We start from the raw sequence: 16,555 nt of genomic DNA, 5'->3' as shown, positions 1-16,555 counted from the left end.
TCCGTACGCCTGCGCTACGGCCTGCGGCGCAGCGCCGCCAGGGCGGGCAGCGTGACCGCGAGCAGTGCGAGGGTGCCGGCGGCGCTCGCGAAGGCGCCGTACACCAGCGGGGGCACGTACGGCGCCGCGCCGGTCATGCCGCGCATCATCGGGAACAGCGTGGCCGCGGCGATCGCGGAGCCGAGGACCACCCCGACCACGGAGACCAGCAGGCTCTCCCAGCGGAGCATGGTCAGCACCTGGCGCCGGGTGGTACCAACGAGGCGGAGCGTGCCCAGCTCGCGGCGGCGGTCGATGACCGTCATCACCAGGGTGTTGACGGCGGCGACGGCGGCGAAGCCGCCGAGGACCGCGGCCATGGTGTTGTTGGTCCAGGCACCCAGCTTCGCGTCGAGGTTCTTCTCGGTGGCGTAACCCGAGGCGTCGGTGACCTGGCCCAGGCCGGCGAGCGACTTCTCCGAGCCGCCGCGTACCAGCAGCGTGCTGTCGAAGCCCGAGCTGACATGCCCGGCCAGGGACGCCCGGTCCATCGTCACCGTGGCCAGGCCGAGGCCGCGGCCGTACACCGCGACGATCTCGGGGCTGACCTTGGTGCCGTCCGGGAGATAGAGCGGGAGTTGGTCGCCGACGGCGGCGTCCGCCGTGGTCGCCAGGGTCTTGTCGATGGCGATGCGGCCCTCGCCGAGCTGGTTGAGGCTGCCTTCGCGTACATCCAGGTCCTGCACCTTCGCGAACTCGGCGCCGGAGCCGGTGACGCCCTGGGTCCTCGCGCCCTGGAGCGACTTGAACTCGCCCGAGCCGACCGGCACCAGCACCTGTGTGTTCAGCAGGCCGACGGCCGTGTCCACGCCCGGCGCGCGGGCGGCGTCCGCCACCGCGTCCACCGGGAGCCCGGCCGGGTCCGTGACCACATGGTCCGCGGTGATGCCCGCGCGCAGTTGCTTGTCGGCGACGCGGTTCTCGCTCGTATGCATGAAGACGAGCGTCGACGCGAAGGCCATGGCGAGCACGATCGGGGTGATCGCGGAGGCGAGACGGCGGGAGTTGGTACGGGAGTTGGCGGCGGCGAGCTGGGCGGCCGGGCCCGCGCCGCGCAGCGGAAGGCCGAACAGGCCCGCGGACAGCCGCGCCACCAGCGGGCCGAGCAGCCCGACGGCGAGCATGAAGGCCATGACGACGCCGAGGGCGGCGCCGGCCGCGTCGTCCCCGGAGGAACTGGCGGAGAGTCCGGTGAGGAACGCGCCGCCGACGAGGGCGACGATGCCCAGCACCGTACGGACCACGCCCGGCCGCAGCCGCTCCACCGACGCCTCGCTGAGCGCCTGGCCCGGCTTGATCTTCGCGGGCCGGCGCCCGGCCATCCAGCCGGCGCCGAGCGCGGTGAGCAGCCCCATGACGACGGCGGCGATGAGTGGGAGCACGGAGACATGCACCCGCACCGCCTCCGGGATCGCGCCGCGGTCCTGCAACTGCCCGAACCACCAGTGCGCGAGCCCGATGCCGGGCAGGCAGCCGAGGATCCCGGCGAGCGGTGCGACGAGCAGTGCTTCGGACGCGACGGCGCGGCGGATCTGCCGGGGGGTGGCGCCGACGGCGCGCAGCAGCGCGTATTCGCGGGCCCGCTGGGATACGGACAGGGCCACGGTCCCGGCCGCCGTGAAGACCGCGACGATGGCGGCGATGCCGCCGAAGGAGCCGCCGATTCCGAAGAGCGTCTCCTTGGCGTAGCCGAGGCCCGGGTCCTCGATGGCGCCGCGGTCGTCGCCGGTGTGCACGCCGGCGCCGGAGCCGGCCAGGGCCTTCTTCACGGAGCCGGCGAGGGTGTCGGCGTCGGTGCCTGGCTTCGCCAGTACGGCGATGGCGTCCGCCTTGCCGGGGTGGCCGGCGAGCGTGGGGGCCTGGGCGTCGGCGAACCAGGCGAGGGCGCCGGCGGCGGTGTCGGTGTCGGTGTTACGGGTGGTGTCGGCCGGTCCGGCCTTGGCGACGCCCGCGACGCGGAAGTCCCGCTGTCCGTCGGCGGTCTGGAGCGCGACGGTGTCGCCGACGGCGGCCTTCGCGGCACGGGCCGTACCCGCGTCGAGCACGACCTCGCCCTCGCGGGGCGCGGAGCCGGACGTCAGCGCCGTACCGGTGAAGGCGTGCGAGCCCCAGCCGTGCCCGGTGAGCACACCGCCTTCAACGGGCAGCTCACGGGTGCCGGAGCCCGCGCCTCCGTCCGCCGTGCGCACGGCGAAGGTGAAGTCCGGGACGGCGGTGGCCACGCCCGGCGCCTCGGCGGCCTTCGCCGCGAGACCGGCGTCCAACCGTGCCGTGTCCGGCAGTGGGGTCGCCTCCTCCTCGCGGTCCTCGCCGCTGCCGGTGGCCACGCGCACGTACTGGTCGGCCGCCGCGACGACCGGCGCCTTCTCGTACCGCTCCGGCGGCACGGACGCGCGCATGCTGGTCTCCAGCAGGACGCCGCACGCGGTGACGATCAGCGCGGACATCAGCAGGGCGACGAAGGTGCCCGCGAAGGACGCGGGTTTGAAGCGGACGGCCGCGCGGGCGAGTCCGTTGGGGCGCTTCATGCCGCAGCACCCGCCGTCCGGCCGGCGTGGGCGGTACGGGCGGTGAGCTCCGTCATCCGCGCCGCGATCTGCTCCGCCGAACCGCGGTCCAGGCCGCCGGCGAAGGTGCCGTCGGCGAGGAACAGCACGCCGTCGGCCCAGGCGGCGGCGGACGGGTCGTGGGTGACCATGACGACGGTGGCGCCGAGGGTGTCCACCGCGTGCCGGAGCAGCCCGAGGACCTCGGCGGCTGTGCCGGTGTCGAGGGCGCCGGTGGGCTCGTCCGCGAACACCACGTCGGGGCTGGTGACCAGGGCGCGGGCGACGGCCACGCGCTGCTGCTGGCCGCCGGAGAGCTCACCGGGCCGGCGCCGCGCCTTGTCGGCGAGCCCGACCTGCCCGAGCACCTCGGCCGCCCGGCGGCGGTCCTGGCGCCGGCCGGCCAGGCGCATGGGCAGCAGTACGTTCTGCTCCACCGTCAGCGACGGCAGCAGGTTGAACGCCTGGAAAACGAAGCCGAGGCGGCTGCGGCGGAGCTCGGTGAGCTCGTTCTCGCTCATTCCGGTGATCTCGGTGCCACCGAGGCGCACCGACCCCGATGTGGGCCGGTCGAGCCCGGCGGCGCACTGCAGGAAGGTGGACTTGCCGGACCCGGAGGGGCCCATGACGGCGGTGAACGTGCCGCGCGGCAGGGCGAGGTCGACACCCGCGAGCGCGTGCACGGTGCCGGCACCACGACCGTACTGCCGCCGCACCCCCCGCAGTTCAACGGCGAGCCCGGCCGCCCCGACCGGCACCTCCGGCCGCTCGTCCGCCTTCTGCCGCTTGCTCTTGCCTAGCCTCATGCTCTGCCCTTTCGCGCGCTACTCGTACGTCTCGTACGTCTCGTGCTGACGGAATGCAGAGTGCGGGGCGGGCTGCGGGCGGGGCGTCATACCCGGGAGCCAATGTGGAGGTGCTACCGGGGTAGGGGGTGGGGGAGGGACGGGGTCCGGGGGGCGAAGCCCCGGGCTGCGGCTGCTCGGGAAAGAGCCAGCCCGCTCCACTCTCGGAGCGGGCGTGAGCGCGCCGCCTGGGCGAGCACGCTCTGCCGAGTAGGAGGCCGACCGGGTTCCAGGGGTGACCCGCCCCGACGGGACGACAAGGGCCGGAGAGCCGCGTCCCGGCGGCCCTGTCCGGGACGCGGGCCCGCCCCCCTCCGCAGCTGGCGCGCGGCGCTGCCCCTGCGCGGGGACACGCCCTGGCACGGCGGCGACGCCCAGGTCGGTGCGGCTACTCGCCCGCGGACACCAGGCCCGACTCGTACGCGAACACCACCGCCTGCGCGCGGTCGCGCAGGTCGAGTTTGGTGAGGACGCGGCTCACATGTGTCTTCACCGTCTGCTCCGCCAGCACCAGCGTCTCCGCGATCTCCGTGTTCGACCGGCCGCGGGCCACCAGCGTGAGCACCTCCGTCTCGCGTGCTGTCAGCGCCTTCAGCCGCAGCGCGGGCTTGCCCGGGGCCGTGGGGCGTTGGCGGGCGAAGTCCGCGATGAGGCGGCGGGTCACCGAGGGGGCGAGCAGCGCGTCGCCCGAGGCCACGACGCGTACCGCCGCGATGAGGTCCGCCGGTGGCGCGTCCTTCAGCAGGAATCCGCTCGCGCCCGCCCGCAGCGCCTCGTACACGTAGTCGTCGACGTCGAACGTGGTGAGCATCAGGACGCGCGGCCGGTGCGTCACGCCCGGCGGGGGCGAGAGGAGCCGGCGCGCGGCCTCCAGGCCGTCCATCTCGGGCATGCGGACGTCCATCAGCACGACGTCCGGATGGGTGCGCCGGCTGAGCTCGACGCCCTGCGCACCGTCGGGGGCCTCGCCCACCACGTCTATGTCGCTCTGGGCGGCCAGCAGCGCAGCGAAGCCGGCTCGTACCATCGCCTGGTCGTCGACGATGATGACGCGCGTCGTCACGTGAAGTCCCTTTCTGTCAGGGGAATTTGGGCGGCCACACGGAAGCCGCCGTCCGGTAGCGGCCCCGCGTCGAGCGTGCCGCCGAGGATCCGCACGCGCTCGCGCATGCCGACGAGGCCGTGACCGGTGCCGCCCACCTCCAGCGGCGCGGCGGGTGGCACGGGCGGCGGCCCGTTGACGACGAGGACCGTGAGCCGCTCCCCGTCCTCCGGCCCCGCCCCCGATCCCACCCCCGACACGGACACCGACACCCGCGTCGGAGCACCCGGCGCGTGCCGCACAACGTTCGCGAGGGCCTCCTGCACGATGCGGTACGCGGCCAGGGCCTCCGCCTCCGGCACGTCGGCGTCGCAGGGGGTGAACTCCACCGGCACGCCCGCCCTCGCCGTGGCCTCCGCCAGTTGCCCGATCTGCGTCAGGCCCGGCTGGGGTGCGAGTTCGCCGTGCGCCTCCTCGTTCCGCAGTACGCCGAGGAGCCGCCGCATCTCACCCAGCGACTGGCGCGCGGTCGCCGCGACAGACGCGAACTCCTCCCGCACATCCGGCGGCAGCCCCTGAAGGCGGTACGCCGCGGTGTCCGCCTGCACCGTGATGACGGACATGTGGTGCGCCACCACGTCGTGCAACTCGCGTGCGATACGGGCGCGTTCCTCCAGCAGCGTCCGCCGGCCGCGCTCGGCCTCGCTGATCGTCTCCTGCTCGACCAGCCGGCGCTGTACCTCGGAACGCTCGCGGAGTGCCGCGCCGAGCACGAGTGCGACGCCGCTGAGAATGATGAGCAGTGGGCTGTTGCCGCCCGTGCCGTGGGGCGTGACGAACTCCAGGCCGACGCCCGCCGCCGCCGTCGCCAGCCACACCACCAGCAGCGTCCGGCGCGGCTCGCGCAGGCCGAGGGCGAGGCAGAGGCTGACGTACCCGACGATCTCCATGGGCGGGAACGGCCATAGAAGCCGCTCCTCGAAGTCGACGGTGAGCAGGACGAGCGCCCCGCCCATGTCGGCGACGAAGATCACGTACCAGGCCCGCAGAGGACGGACGATGGCCAGCAGCAGCGGCGCCGTCTGCGCGACGGCCAGCCCGCTCGCCATGCCGCCGTTCAGGCCGTAGTCGGCGGTGAGCACCTGGATGGTGGTGGGCAGCAGGGCGACGAACAGCAGGAACGCCACGCCCCACGGCAGCAGCCGTACCCACCGGCGTGAAGCCCCCGCGAGCAGCACGCGCGGGCGTTCCTCCTGCCGCGCGCGTTTCCCCTTCCGCGAGCGTTCCTCCTCGACTGAGGTCATGAGCGCCAGCCTATGCGCGGCCGGACGGCGTCAGGACCGGCTCCGCGCGCAGCGGTTCTCCCACGTCGTGCATGTGCCGCAGCGCCCGCCGGTACGAGTCGACGAGGCCGGTCTCCGCGTAGGGGATACCGAGGTCGCGGCAGTGGGCCTCCACCATGGGTCGCGCGAGCTTCAGGTGGGGGCGGGGCATGCTGGGGAACAGATGGTGCTCTATCTGGTAGTTGAGCCCGCCGAGGAACCAGTCCGTGAGGACGCTGCCCCTGATGTTGCGCGACGTGAGGACCTGGCGGCGCAGGTGTCCCCACTTCTCGCCGTCGGGGTCGGGCATGTCCATCCCCTTGTGGTTGGGCGCGAAGGCCATGCCGAGGTGGAGCCCGAACAGGGCCTGATGGAGCGCGGCGAAGACGAGTGCGTGCGCGAGCGGCATGGTCGTCAGGAGCAGGGTGACGTACCCGGCGACGTGGGCGACGAGGAGCGCGCCCTCCACCAGGCGCTCGTGGCCGGTCTGTCGGCGCAGGTCCTGGAAGCCGTAGACCTTCAGGGCGATGCCTTCGAGAAGGGTGAGGGGGAAGAAGAGCCACGCCTGGTGGCGGGTGAGCCAGGCGCGGAAGCCGGTGCGGGTGGCGGCCTGCTCGCCGGTGAAGACGAGGACGTCAGCGGCGACGTCCGGGTCCTTGTCGATGTGGTTGGGGTTGGCGTGGTGGCGGTTGTGCTTGTCGCTCCACCAGGCGTAACTCATGCCGAGCAGCAGGTTGCCGTGGATGAGTCCGATACGGCGGTTCGTGGCGCGGTCGCCGCTGATCTGGGCGTGACCCGCGTCGTGTCCGATGAACGCCGTCCGGGCGCACAGGACGGCGAGGACGGGGGCGAGAAGGAGCACCCACCACGAGCCGCCGATGAGCGCCATGCCGGTGACGACGGCGGCCAGGCAGAGCGCGTTGGCCGCGATCGTACGTGCGTACCAGCCGGTGCGCCGGGCGAGCAGGTCCTGTCCCCTGACGTCGCGCAGCAGGGATGTGAACTCGCTGCTCGTGTCCGTCCCGGACCCTGGTGAGGACATGGTCGTACTCCTGTGTTCGGTGGATGGTGGAGTGATACGTGAGCGGTACGGATCCATCGCTCACACCGCCAGCGCGAAGTAGCCGAACCCCGCCGCCAGCACGCCCGCCGCCGCACGACGGGCCATACCGGTGCGGTCCCACGGGGTCTCCAGGGGCCGGGCGAACTTCGCGATTACCACGAGCAGCCCCGCGAAGAGCGGCATCCAGGCCAGCCGCGCCAGGAGCCAGCCGGCCGTGTCCGGCGCGGAGGTCAGGCCGGGAATCTCGCCGGAGTACGAGGCGGGGACGGCGGCGGCGAGCATCGCCGTCTGGTGCCAGCACAGGATCGTCATCGCCGACAGGTTGATGATCACGACCGGGGCCCATACGGCGGGGCGCCGCAGCAGCCGGGCCAGCCGGTCGCGCAGCAGGATCGCCGCGCCGGACTGGGCGGCGGCGAGCGCCAGGACCAGCAGGGACGGCGGGTGGGAGTTGGTACGGGACTCACCGGGCACGCCCACCATCGACGCCGGGTAGTGGAAGGCGAGCAGCAGGGTGGCGAACAGGACCGTGCCGCCCACCAGCAGCAGCCATGCCTCGCGGCGGCCCAGCCGCTTGTCCGCCCAGGTCACGCCCAGTTGGTACGCGAACATCCAGCCCGGCAGCAGATTGAGCAGACTCACCCAGGACGGCATCGCCTCCGCGTACGGCCCGTAGCGCAGGAAGTCGACCACCGCGACCGAGCCGAGCAGCGGGGCGGCGGACCAGAAGCCCAGGCGCCGCGAGGCGCGCACGCAGTACGGCGTGAGGGCCGTGATCACCGCGTAGACGCCGACGAACCACAAGGGCTGGACGACCAGCGTCGACGCGGTGTGCAGCGTGTCGGTCGGGACGCCGAAGCCGTAATGGAGGGTGGGAAGCAGCAGCGCCCATACGGCGGTGACACCGAGAACGGGGCGCCCCAGACGGGCGAGCCGGCCGGTGATCCACGGGCGGGTGGAGCCCTTGCGGCGCTGGTAGGAGAGGTACGAGGAGTAGCCGCCGACCAGGAAGAAGATGCCCAGCAGCTGGAGGATCCAGCTGGCCGGGGCCAGCGCGCCGAACGTGGCCAGCGGGCTGGCGTTGTGCAGTCCGCCGCCGGTGTCGAGGGTGAAGCCGCCGACCAGCCAGTGGCCGGCCGGGACGGCCAGGAGCGCCAGGGCGCGCAGGCCGTCGATGGCGCGGTCGCGGTGGGCGGGTGTCCGCTCGTCGATCTTGGTGCTGAGCGCGGCGAGCTTCGTGGGGGTCTTCATCGCAGGTCTCCCTCGGCGATCGCCGCGAACGCGGTCAGGGTGGAGGTGCCGGGCGTGAAGTACGCGTCGTGCTCCGGGACGTCGTCGGCGGGCAGGACGGTCGCGCCGAAGTCGGGCGATGTGGGGTCCGCGCCGTGGCCCAGGCCCAGGAAATCGACATGGGGGACGCGTCCGATCCAGTCATCCGGGGACTTCGCCGCCCAGACGCGGGCATCGGTGTCCAGCGCGGTGACGTTGTCGGCGCGCATGCCGGGCGACCCCATGACGACGATGTCGCCCGCGTCGGTGTCGGCGGCGGCGAGGCCGCAGACCACGGAGCCGTAGCTGTGGCAGAAGAGGGTGGGGTCCGGGAGGCCCGCCGCGTCCAGACCGTCGGTGAACCGGCCGAGGCGCTCGGCACCGGCCTCGGCGAGCCGGCCCGTCGCCTGGTCGAGGCCGATGCCGGAGGGGGTCGTGTAGCCGGCCCAGGCGATGACGGCCGTGTCGTCGCCCGCCTCCTCCTGGAGGTCGGCGGCCCGCTGTGCCGTACGGTCGAACGTCGAGACGTCGATGTCCGAACCGGGGACGATCACCGAGACGTGGGCGGCGTTCTCCAGATCCCCCACGACCTGCGCGATCAGCCCGCGACCACGCGGGTCGTACGCGAGAACCTGATCGCCGGCGGGGGCGTTGGCCTCGTACCTGAGCTCCACGGGGGCGCCGTCGAGGTTGCCCACCACGGCGGGATGCTCCTCGACGAGCCGCTGCCGCTGAGCACCGGTGAGCCCGCCGAAGAAGGCCGCGACGTCGGCCGGGGAGGCCGTGCCCGGGTCCGGCAGCTCCCTGCCCAGAGAGTCGTCCGCCAGCCACGCGGCGGTCCCGGGAAGCGGCCCGCCGGGCGCGGAAACGCTGCTAGCCGAGGCCCCACCCGCCGTACCGCCGACCAGCAGCGCGGTCAGTACGGCGGTGCTGAGGATCTTCCTGAAGCGACGCATCCGTCCGTCTCCCTCTGTCTCGTCGGTGGTGACGGAGAGGAAGGTAGGAAGCCGCTCGGCAGCGGGGCGTCACGCTGGGGAGCCAAGTCGGAAGTGATACCCCGGTAGGGGGTGGGCTAGGACGCACCCGGAAACCCTGGTCGGCTGTTGGTTCGGGGCGTCTGGAACGATGTGTCCGTGCATGCTGATGATCAGGTTGGCGAGGGCGTCCCCACGGAGCTCGCGGTGTTCCTGCGGGGTGCGGTCGACGGGCGGCACCCGGTGAAGATCGCTCCGTCCGTCTGTGAGGGGTGCGGCGGCCATGTGTTCATCGTGCTGGTCAACGCGTCCGGAGCGGAACGGGAGTGTTCGGGCTGCGGCAGCCGTGCGTTCATCGCGGACAGCGAGGAGTTCTGGGACGAAGAGTCCTGGGAGGACGACGAGCCCGGCGCTGCCGGCTGCCCGTGCGGGGGCGAGGAGTTCGAGGCGGCGGTCGCGTTCTCGCTCGGCGATGACGGTTTGGTCCGCTGGGTGACCGTGGGCCTGCGGTGCGTCAAGGACGGGTTCTGTGGGATCTACTCCGACTGGAAGATCGACTACGGACCCACGGATCACCTCCTGACCATGGTCTAGGTTCTGGAGCAAAAGCCCGACCGCGCGCAGTCGCGCCGCCGGAACCCGGCGGTCTGGCCGCAGTTCTTGGCCGGGCACCCCGGGGGGTGCCCGGCCGGGGGCTCACAGGTCAGAGGGCTGGAGGGTGCGCGTTTCCTTGGTGAGGGCTGGTGCCGTCTGTCAGAGCAGGCCCAGGCGGGTGATCTCCCGTCCTGCCGAGCGGTTCATCACCATCTGGAGGCCCGCCGCCCGTGTGCGGGCGTACGCGGGCTCGTCTATGACCTCCAGTTGGAACCAGACCGCCTTCGCGCCGAGCGTCACCGCCTGGTCCGCGATGGCGCCGGCCAGCTCGGAGTTGACGAACACGTTCACCACATCCACCGGGAAGGGGATGTCCGCCAGGGAGGCGTAGCCCTGTTCGCCTTCCACCGCTTCGGCCTTGGGGTGCACCGGCACCACCTTCTTGCCGATGCGGCGCAGTTTGCCGGCCACGCGGTAGGCGGCCCGTTCGGGGTTGTTGGACAGGCCGACCACTGCCCAGGTGTCTCCGGTGTTGGTCAGGATGTTGCTTGCCGTCGCGTCATCGCCGTAGACCGTCATGACGGTCCAACGTAGGTGACGGCGTAGCAGTGCGCGGCAGAACGGAGGATCCGCGGCCCGCCGTCGAGATGTTCTTCGAGCTGCCGGACCCAGTTTCAGGGAAGCAATCGCTGCTCCTTCGCCAGTGCCACCGCCCCCGCCCGCGTATCGACCCCCAACTTGCCGTAGATACGGCCCAGATGGGTCTTCACCGTAGCCTCGCTGATGAACAGCGCGCGAGCGATGTCGCGGTTGCCCAGGCCGCGCGCCAGTTGGCGCAGTATTTCCACCTCCCGTACGGACAAGGTGGGCCGCGGGCTGCGCAGTTGGGCGAGGACGCGGTCGGCGATCGGGGGCGAGAGCGCCGTGTGGCCGGAGGCCGCGTCGCGGATGGCCGCGAAGAGTTCCTCCGGCTGCTCCGCCTTCAGCAGATAGCCCGTCGCGCCCGCCTCGATGGCGCGCGTGATGTCGGCGTCCGTGTCGAACATCGTCAGCACCAGTACGCGCGGCCGGCCCCCGGCCGCAGGACCGTACCCCTCACCCGTGAGCAGGTGTCTCGTGGCCGCCACGCCGTCCATGCCGTCGCCGAGTTGGAGGTCCATCAGGACGACGTCGGGCCGTACGCGCGCCGCCATCGCCAGTGCCTCCTCGCCGCTGCCCGCCTCGGCGACCACCTCGATGCCGTCGGTGCTGGACAACAGCGCACGCAGGCCGGCGCGTACCACCGCGTGGTCGTCACAGAGCAGCAGCCGTACGGGACTCATGACACCACCCCGTCGGATACGGGTACGGATACCGGCACGCGTACCGGCTCCAGCGGCACCGCCACCGAGACGACCGTTCCCTCGCCCGGCTCCGACTCCACGGTGAGCGTGCCGCCCAACTGCCGGGCCCGCGCGCGCATCGCGGGCAGCCCGTGCCCGCGCCCCGCGCGGCCCGGCGGGGCGCCGACGACGAACCCGCCGCCGTCGTCCGCGACGTCCAGCGAGATCTGGTCGTCCAGGCAGGTCAGCGTCAGCGCGGCCCGGGTCGCCCCGGCGTGCTCGCGTACGTTCGCCAGCGCGCCCTGCGCGATGCGCAGCAGCGCCGCCTCGACCCGTTCCGGCAGCGGGCCCGGGTCACCGTCGAGGTGGAAGACCACCGTCAGGTCCTCACCGCTCTCGCGGTCGGCGAGCGCGGCGAGCGCCGGGGCGAGTGTGCGCTCGGCGAGGTCGGCCGGGGCCAGGTCGTGCACGAACCTGCGCGCCTCAGCGAGGCTCCTGGACGCGATCTCGGCCGCGTCCCGCATGTGCCCGCGCGCCGAATCCGGGTCCGCGTGCCAGACGCGTTCGGCGGCCTGGAGCAGCATCTGCTGGCTGGACAGGCCCTGCGCGAGGGTGTCGTGGATCTCCGTCGACAGCCGCTGCCGCTCCGCGAGGATCCCCGCCCGGCGCTCGGTGGCGGCGAGGTCCCGGCGCGTACGGAGGAGGTCGTCGATCAGGGCGCGCTGGCGGGCGGCCTGACGTTTGAGATGGATCAATACGGCGGTCCCGACCGCCGCGACGGCCGGCGGGGCGAGCAGCGCGTTCGGGTCGAACTGCCCCTGTGCGAAACGCAGTTTGGATGCCACGACCAGCAGGGTCAGTACGGCGGCGAGCGACACCGCCGTCCGCGTCGAGAGGGTGTGCAGGCCGGTGAAGAAGAGCGGCATCGCGCACCACGCGGCGCTCGGCGCGAGCGCGAGCAGCACGACCCAGACGGCCAGCACGGCGCCCACCCAGGCGAGATAGCGGGCATCGGGGCGCGTACCGGAGCGTGGCGCGGGCGCCAGGAACCGGCCGAGCAGATAGAGCAGCCCGAACACCACGAACAGGCCCACCACCCAGTGGGTGTGCCTCTCGCCCTCGTGCCGGATCAGATAGCGCGCGAGCGAGGCGCCGACGAGCAGGACGAACGCGGCGTCCATGACGGCGGAGAGCCACCTGCGGTCGGGATCTGCCGTCGTTGTCGTCACGTCCACCTCTCCGTCGCGGCGGTGAGCGCGCCCCGCTCATCCCAGTCCTAACGTGTCCGCCACCTTCCCGCATCAGCCGATCGGTTGACACACCCGTCCCCCGTACGACTCGCGAACCGCGGCCGGTTCGCCGTACCACCGCGCCCCGAACAGCCGGAGGCTGATGTCAACGCCCAGCCACCCGGAGGACCGCACCCGTGCCTGCCAAGAATCTCACCGTCAACCGCGCCGCCCTCGCCCACCGCGTCGCCTACGCGCTGCGCCACCCCGACCGCGCGCCGCGCTATCTGGCCCGCGCCGCCCGCGACACGTGGCTGCGCCACCGCTGGCCGGACCACATCTCGTACTACCGCGCGGTGATGCGCTCCGACACCCGCGCCGACCCGAACGCGGCCGTCGGCAGCCGCAGCCACGAACGGTGGCTGGCCCTCGGATCGATGCAGTTCGACTACCTCATCGGCCACGGGCTGCGCCCCGGACACCGGATGCTGGAGATCGGCTGCGGCAACCTCCGCGCGGGCTGGCGGTTCATCGGCCACCTGGAGCCGGGGCACTACTACGGCATCGACATCTCCCCCGACATACTCGCCGCCGCCCAGGACACCCTCGTACGCCACGGCCTCCAGGACCGCCTCCCGACCCTCACCCCGGTCCGCGACCTGAAGCTGAGCTTCCTCCCGGACGCGCACTTCGACGTGGTCCACGCGCACAGCGTCTTCTCGCACTCACCGCTCCCGGTGATCGACGAGTGCCTGGCCCATGTGGGCCGGATACTGGCGCCGGGCGGCTGGTTCGACTTCACCTTCGACCGCACCGAGGGCGAGGAACACCAGGTGCTGCGGGAGGACTTCTACTACCGCACCGAGACCCTGACCGCCCTGGCCGAGCGGCACGGCCTGACGGCCCGCTTCATGACCGACTGGGAGGACCTCCCCCACGGCCAGTCGAAGATCCGCGTCACCCACGGCGCGGGGCGTCGTTGACATCCGCCTCCCGCACCCGCCGACAGATCCACTATGGTGGATATCAATGATGCGCGGCTTGATATCCAGGGAGGTACCATCGTGAGCCGGACCGTGATCGACTTGGACGACGAGCTGCTTGCCGACGTGGCCCAGGCGCTCGGTACGAGCACGAAGAAGGAAACGGTGAACACAGCTCTGCGCGAGGTTCTGGAGAATCGGCGACGAGCTCTGGCGCTCGCGCGGCTGCGGGCAGCCGGCGACGAAGGAGCCTTCGACCTGGACGCCCTTGAGGACAAGAGGAACTACCGACGGTGAGCGCTGCCCAACTCCTGATCGACACCAGCGCGCTGGCGAGATTCATGCGTGCCGACGCCGACCAGTACGGCTGGGACCAGGCCGCCGCGGCTGGACTCATCGCCACCTGCCCGATCACCGAACTCGAGTTCTTCTACAGTGCCCGGTCGGCCGAGGACCGCGCCCGGGGCATCGAGGACATGCGAGTGATCTTCGGCTGGGTACCGGTCGATGACCGCGCCTACAGCCGCGCCTGGCAGGTGCAGGAGATCCTCACCGCACGAGGCCAGCACCGCAGCGCCGGGCCCGTCGACCTCGTCGCCGCCGCCACTGCGGAGCTGCAAGGACTGACGCTGCTGCACCGCGACCGGGATTTCGAATGCGTCGCGGCGGTCACCGGGCAGCCGCTCCAGTGGTACGGCCCCGAGCCCGGCAAGTGAGCGCCCGGGGCCGTACCGGCGCCCACCCGCACGGCCCCAGGTGTCGCGGTCTTCCGCAGGCGTGGCGGCCGTAGTCAGCGTGGTGCGGGGTTTTCGGCGCGGGTCACGGCGGCAGTTGCCGGGCTTCCTGGGACCCGGCGCAGCCCGAGTGCCCCGATCAGTACCGCGGCCAGTGCCGTTCCGACCGGTACCCACAGCGCCGACCGGTAGCCGTCCAGCATCGCCGTCGGTGAAGTCCCTTCCGTGGCCGCGACGTTGACGGCGGTGACCGCCGACAGGCCCAGTGCCGCGCCGAATTGGAAGAACGTGTAGAGCAGCCCGCCCGCCAGGCCCTGTTCCTCTTCCTTCACGCCCTCCGTCGCGACGATGGTGAGCGGACCGTACGCGAGGGAGAAGGCGAGACCGAGGACGATCAGGCTCGGGAACATCGCCGGATACGTCCAGTCCGCGCCGACCGGCAGGAACAGGGCGTACGCGACGGCGGCGAGGAAGAGGCCGCCGAAGATCACCCTGGCGTTGCCGAAGCGGTCGACCAGTTTCGGGGTGAGGAGCGGCGAGAGCACCGCGTCGATGCCGATGACCAGCATCGCGAAGCTCGTTTCGAGCGTCGACCAGCCGCGCAGTTCCTGGAGGTAGAGGACCACCAGGAACTGGAATCCGAAGAAGCCCGCCGCGAAGAGCAGCCCGGCCAGGTTGGCCCGTACAAGCGGGCCGTTGCGGAAGATGCCGAGCCGTACGAGGGGCTCCGCCGCGCGCCGTTCGACGGCGACGAACGCGGCGAGCAGTGCCAGCCCCGCGGCGAGCGTGCCGATCGTGGCGCCCGCGCCCGAGTGCGAGGCGCGTTCCACTCCCAGCACCAGCAGCACGATCGCGGCGGTGACGGTGACGCCGCCCAGCACGTCGAAACTCTGCCCCGTACGGTCCGGACGCGCCGACTTCGGTACGAAGGCGAGCGCGGCGGGCAGGATCAGCGCGGCCAGCAGGACGGGCACGAAGAAGACCCAGCGCCACCCGACGGAGGTGAGCAGCCCGCCGACGACGAGACCGATCGAGAATCCGCCCGCGGCCGTACCGGAGTAGAAGAGCAGCGCCTTGTTGCGCCGCGGCCCCTCCTCGAATCCTGCGGTGATGATGGACAGGCCCGCCGGGGTCATGAAGGCGGCGGCGACCCCGGTGACGAAGCGCGCGACGATCAGCATCCAGCCGTCCGTGGCGAAGCCGCCGAGCCCCGAGAAGAGCAGGAAGACCAGCAGCCAGAACGTGAACATCCGGCGGCGCCCGAAGAGGTCCGCCGCCCGGCCGCCGAGCAGCATGAAGCCGCCGTAGCCGAGGACGTACGCGCTCATGACCCACTGGAGGGAGCCGGTGGACAGACCGAGATCGGCGCGGATGGACGGCAGCGCGACGTTGAGCATGGCCACGTCGATGCCTTCGAGGAAGATCGCCCCGCACAGGACGAGCAGGACGCCCCAGTCGCGCCCTGTCAGCGCGTCCGGTCGGTCCGTACGGCGTCCCGCCAGGCCGGCATCGGCCCCGTATCTCTTCTCATGCATGTCGATTCCCTGATGTATCGAGGGGTGGTTGGCGGCTCAACCACCCTCGATCAGGGCTCACGGCGGAACAACAGCGAAGATCGCAACGTTCATTCAGCCAGGCTTACCGATCCGGCACGCTCATCGATCCGAGTCCCGTGGGAGGACGTCGAATGGAACGCGACGAGCTGGAGTGCTTCCTCATCCTCTCCGAGGAGCTGCACTTCGGCCGCACCGCCGAACGTATGCGGCTCTCCCGCGCCCGCGTCAGCCAGCTCGTCCAGCGCCTCGAACGCCGCGTCGGCGCCCCGCTGTTCGTCCGTACGAGCCGCCGCGTCGTGCCCACCTCCCTCGGCCGCCGGCTCCGCGCCGACCTCGAACCGCACCACCGCGCCATCTCCGAGGCTCTCGAACGCGCCGCCGCCACCGTGCGCGGCATCGACACCGTCCTCAACGTCGGCTTCTCCAACCCGCTGACCGGTGAGATCGTCATGAAGGCCACCGAGGCTCTACGGGAGACCCATCCCTCCCTCGCCGTCGAGATCTGCGAGATCCCGCTCGCGGACCCGTACGGGCAGCTGCGCGAGGGCGCGTTCGATCTCCAGCTCACCGAGTTTCCGGTGCTGGAGGAGGACTTGGGCCGTGGTCCCGCGCTGCTCGCGGAGGAACGCGTCCTCGCGCTTCCCTCCTCGCATCCGCTCGCCGCCCGTGCCGCGCTCTCGCTGGAGGACCTGGCGGACGTCACCCTCCTCACGATCGCCGGACCGGCCCCCGCCTCCTGGCTGGAACACCATGTCCCGTCCCGCACCCCGGCCGGCCGGCCGATCGGCCGTGGCCCCGCCGTGACCAACATGCAGGAGGCCCTGACCCTGGTGGGCGGCGCCCAGGGCGCGTTCGTGGCGCCCGCGCACACCGGCACGTACTACGCGCGCCCCGGCGTCACCTACGTCCCGCTCTCGGACGCGGCCCCCGTCGGCTACGGCCTGGTGTGGCGCGCGGGCCACACGACGGCCGCGATCGAGACGTTCGCGCGGACGGCGGCCCGCGTCGCCGCGACCGAGGCCGCCGCCCTCGCGTGA

At 72.2% G+C, this 16,555-nt stretch carries 16 protein-coding genes; 5 read left to right on the top strand and 11 right to left on the bottom strand.

What is annotated here, in order from left to right:
• Positions 1-14: 14 nt before the first annotated feature.
• The 7 genes from ACFWV8_RS20935 to ACFWV8_RS20905 all read right to left on the bottom strand — a co-directional run bounded on the left by ACFWV8_RS20935 (position 15) and on the right by ACFWV8_RS20905 (position 9,082).
• Positions 15-2,567, bottom strand: coding sequence for an FtsX-like permease family protein (locus tag ACFWV8_RS20935; RefSeq protein ID WP_384204120.1), 2,553 nt, complete (start codon positions 2,565-2,567; stop codon positions 15-17).
• Positions 2,564-3,391 carry an ABC transporter ATP-binding protein gene (locus ACFWV8_RS20930; RefSeq protein WP_384204117.1) on the bottom strand — a complete coding sequence of 276 codons (828 nt, stop codon included), beginning with the start codon at positions 3,389-3,391 and terminating at the stop codon, positions 2,564-2,566. The genes ACFWV8_RS20935 and ACFWV8_RS20930 overlap by 4 nt, the downstream gene beginning before the upstream one ends.
• A 427-nt stretch (positions 3,392-3,818) precedes the next feature.
• Positions 3,819-4,493: a response regulator gene (locus tag ACFWV8_RS20925; protein WP_384204114.1), complete on the bottom strand. Its 675-nt coding sequence runs from the start codon at positions 4,491-4,493 to the stop codon at positions 3,819-3,821.
• The gene (locus tag ACFWV8_RS20920; protein ID WP_384204112.1) at positions 4,490-5,776 is read right to left on the bottom strand and encodes a sensor histidine kinase; all 1,287 of its coding nucleotides are present in this window, start codon (positions 5,774-5,776) and stop codon (positions 4,490-4,492) included. The genes ACFWV8_RS20925 and ACFWV8_RS20920 overlap by 4 nt, the downstream gene beginning before the upstream one ends.
• 10 nt (positions 5,777-5,786) lie before the next feature.
• Positions 5,787-6,836, bottom strand: coding sequence for a fatty acid desaturase family protein (locus tag ACFWV8_RS20915; protein ID WP_384204109.1), 1,050 nt, complete (start codon positions 6,834-6,836; stop codon positions 5,787-5,789).
• A gap of 60 nt (positions 6,837-6,896) precedes the next feature.
• The gene (locus ACFWV8_RS20910; protein ID WP_384204106.1) at positions 6,897-8,108 is read right to left on the bottom strand and encodes an acyltransferase; all 1,212 of its coding nucleotides are present in this window, start codon (positions 8,106-8,108) and stop codon (positions 6,897-6,899) included.
• Positions 8,105-9,082, bottom strand: a complete 978-nt coding sequence (locus ACFWV8_RS20905; RefSeq protein ID WP_384204103.1) for an alpha/beta hydrolase — start codon at positions 9,080-9,082, stop codon at positions 8,105-8,107. The genes ACFWV8_RS20910 and ACFWV8_RS20905 overlap by 4 nt, the downstream gene beginning before the upstream one ends.
• Before the next feature lie 177 nt (positions 9,083-9,259).
• On the opposite strand from ACFWV8_RS20905, the gene ACFWV8_RS20900 reads away from it, so the two are divergent.
• Entirely contained in the window at positions 9,260-9,694 is a 435-nt protein-coding gene (locus ACFWV8_RS20900; protein WP_384204100.1) for a hypothetical protein, read from the top strand.
• Positions 9,695-9,853: 159 nt separating this feature from the next.
• On the opposite strand, the gene ACFWV8_RS20895 is transcribed toward ACFWV8_RS20900, so the two are convergent.
• The 3 genes from ACFWV8_RS20895 to ACFWV8_RS20885 all read right to left on the bottom strand — a co-directional run bounded on the left by ACFWV8_RS20895 (position 9,854) and on the right by ACFWV8_RS20885 (position 12,197).
• Positions 9,854-10,273 (bottom strand): CoA-binding protein, encoded by a 420-nt coding sequence (locus ACFWV8_RS20895; RefSeq protein WP_384204098.1) that lies wholly within the window; start codon positions 10,271-10,273, stop codon positions 9,854-9,856.
• A gap of 95 nt (positions 10,274-10,368) precedes the next feature.
• A complete protein-coding gene (locus ACFWV8_RS20890) occupies positions 10,369-11,016 on the bottom strand; it encodes a response regulator (protein ID WP_384204096.1) in 648 nt (215 codons plus the stop codon).
• The gene (locus ACFWV8_RS20885; protein ID WP_384204206.1) at positions 11,013-12,197 is read right to left on the bottom strand and encodes a sensor histidine kinase; all 1,185 of its coding nucleotides are present in this window, start codon (positions 12,195-12,197) and stop codon (positions 11,013-11,015) included. Before ACFWV8_RS20885 ends, ACFWV8_RS20890 begins: the two co-directional genes overlap by 4 nt.
• Before the next feature lie 245 nt (positions 12,198-12,442).
• Here ACFWV8_RS20885 and ACFWV8_RS20880 point away from each other — a divergent pair, with 245 nt between their 5' ends.
• The 3 genes from ACFWV8_RS20880 (at position 12,443) to ACFWV8_RS20870 (ending at position 13,944) form a co-directional block, all read left to right on the top strand.
• A complete protein-coding gene (locus ACFWV8_RS20880) occupies positions 12,443-13,228 on the top strand; it encodes a class I SAM-dependent methyltransferase (protein ID WP_384204093.1) in 786 nt (261 codons plus the stop codon).
• Between the two features lie 81 nt (positions 13,229-13,309).
• Complete coding sequence (locus tag ACFWV8_RS20875) at positions 13,310-13,525, top strand: type II toxin-antitoxin system VapB family antitoxin (RefSeq protein ID WP_384204090.1); 216 nt, start codon at positions 13,310-13,312, stop codon at positions 13,523-13,525.
• Positions 13,522-13,944, top strand: a complete 423-nt coding sequence (locus ACFWV8_RS20870) for a PIN domain nuclease (protein WP_384204087.1) — start codon at positions 13,522-13,524, stop codon at positions 13,942-13,944. Before ACFWV8_RS20875 ends, ACFWV8_RS20870 begins: the two co-directional genes overlap by 4 nt.
• A gap of 74 nt (positions 13,945-14,018) precedes the next feature.
• Here ACFWV8_RS20870 and ACFWV8_RS20865 read toward each other — a convergent pair whose 3' ends face one another.
• Positions 14,019-15,431, bottom strand: coding sequence for an MFS transporter (locus ACFWV8_RS20865; RefSeq protein ID WP_384204203.1), 1,413 nt, complete (start codon positions 15,429-15,431; stop codon positions 14,019-14,021).
• 218 nt (positions 15,432-15,649) lie between these two features.
• Here ACFWV8_RS20865 and ACFWV8_RS20860 point away from each other — a divergent pair, with 218 nt between their 5' ends.
• Entirely contained in the window at positions 15,650-16,555 is a 906-nt protein-coding gene (locus ACFWV8_RS20860) for a LysR family transcriptional regulator (protein WP_384204084.1), read from the top strand.

Source organism: Streptomyces sp. NPDC058665 (assembly GCF_042714995.1).
GTDB lineage: Bacteria > Actinomycetota > Actinomycetes > Streptomycetales > Streptomycetaceae > Streptomyces.
This window is presented reverse-complemented; position numbering and strand designations above follow the sequence as displayed.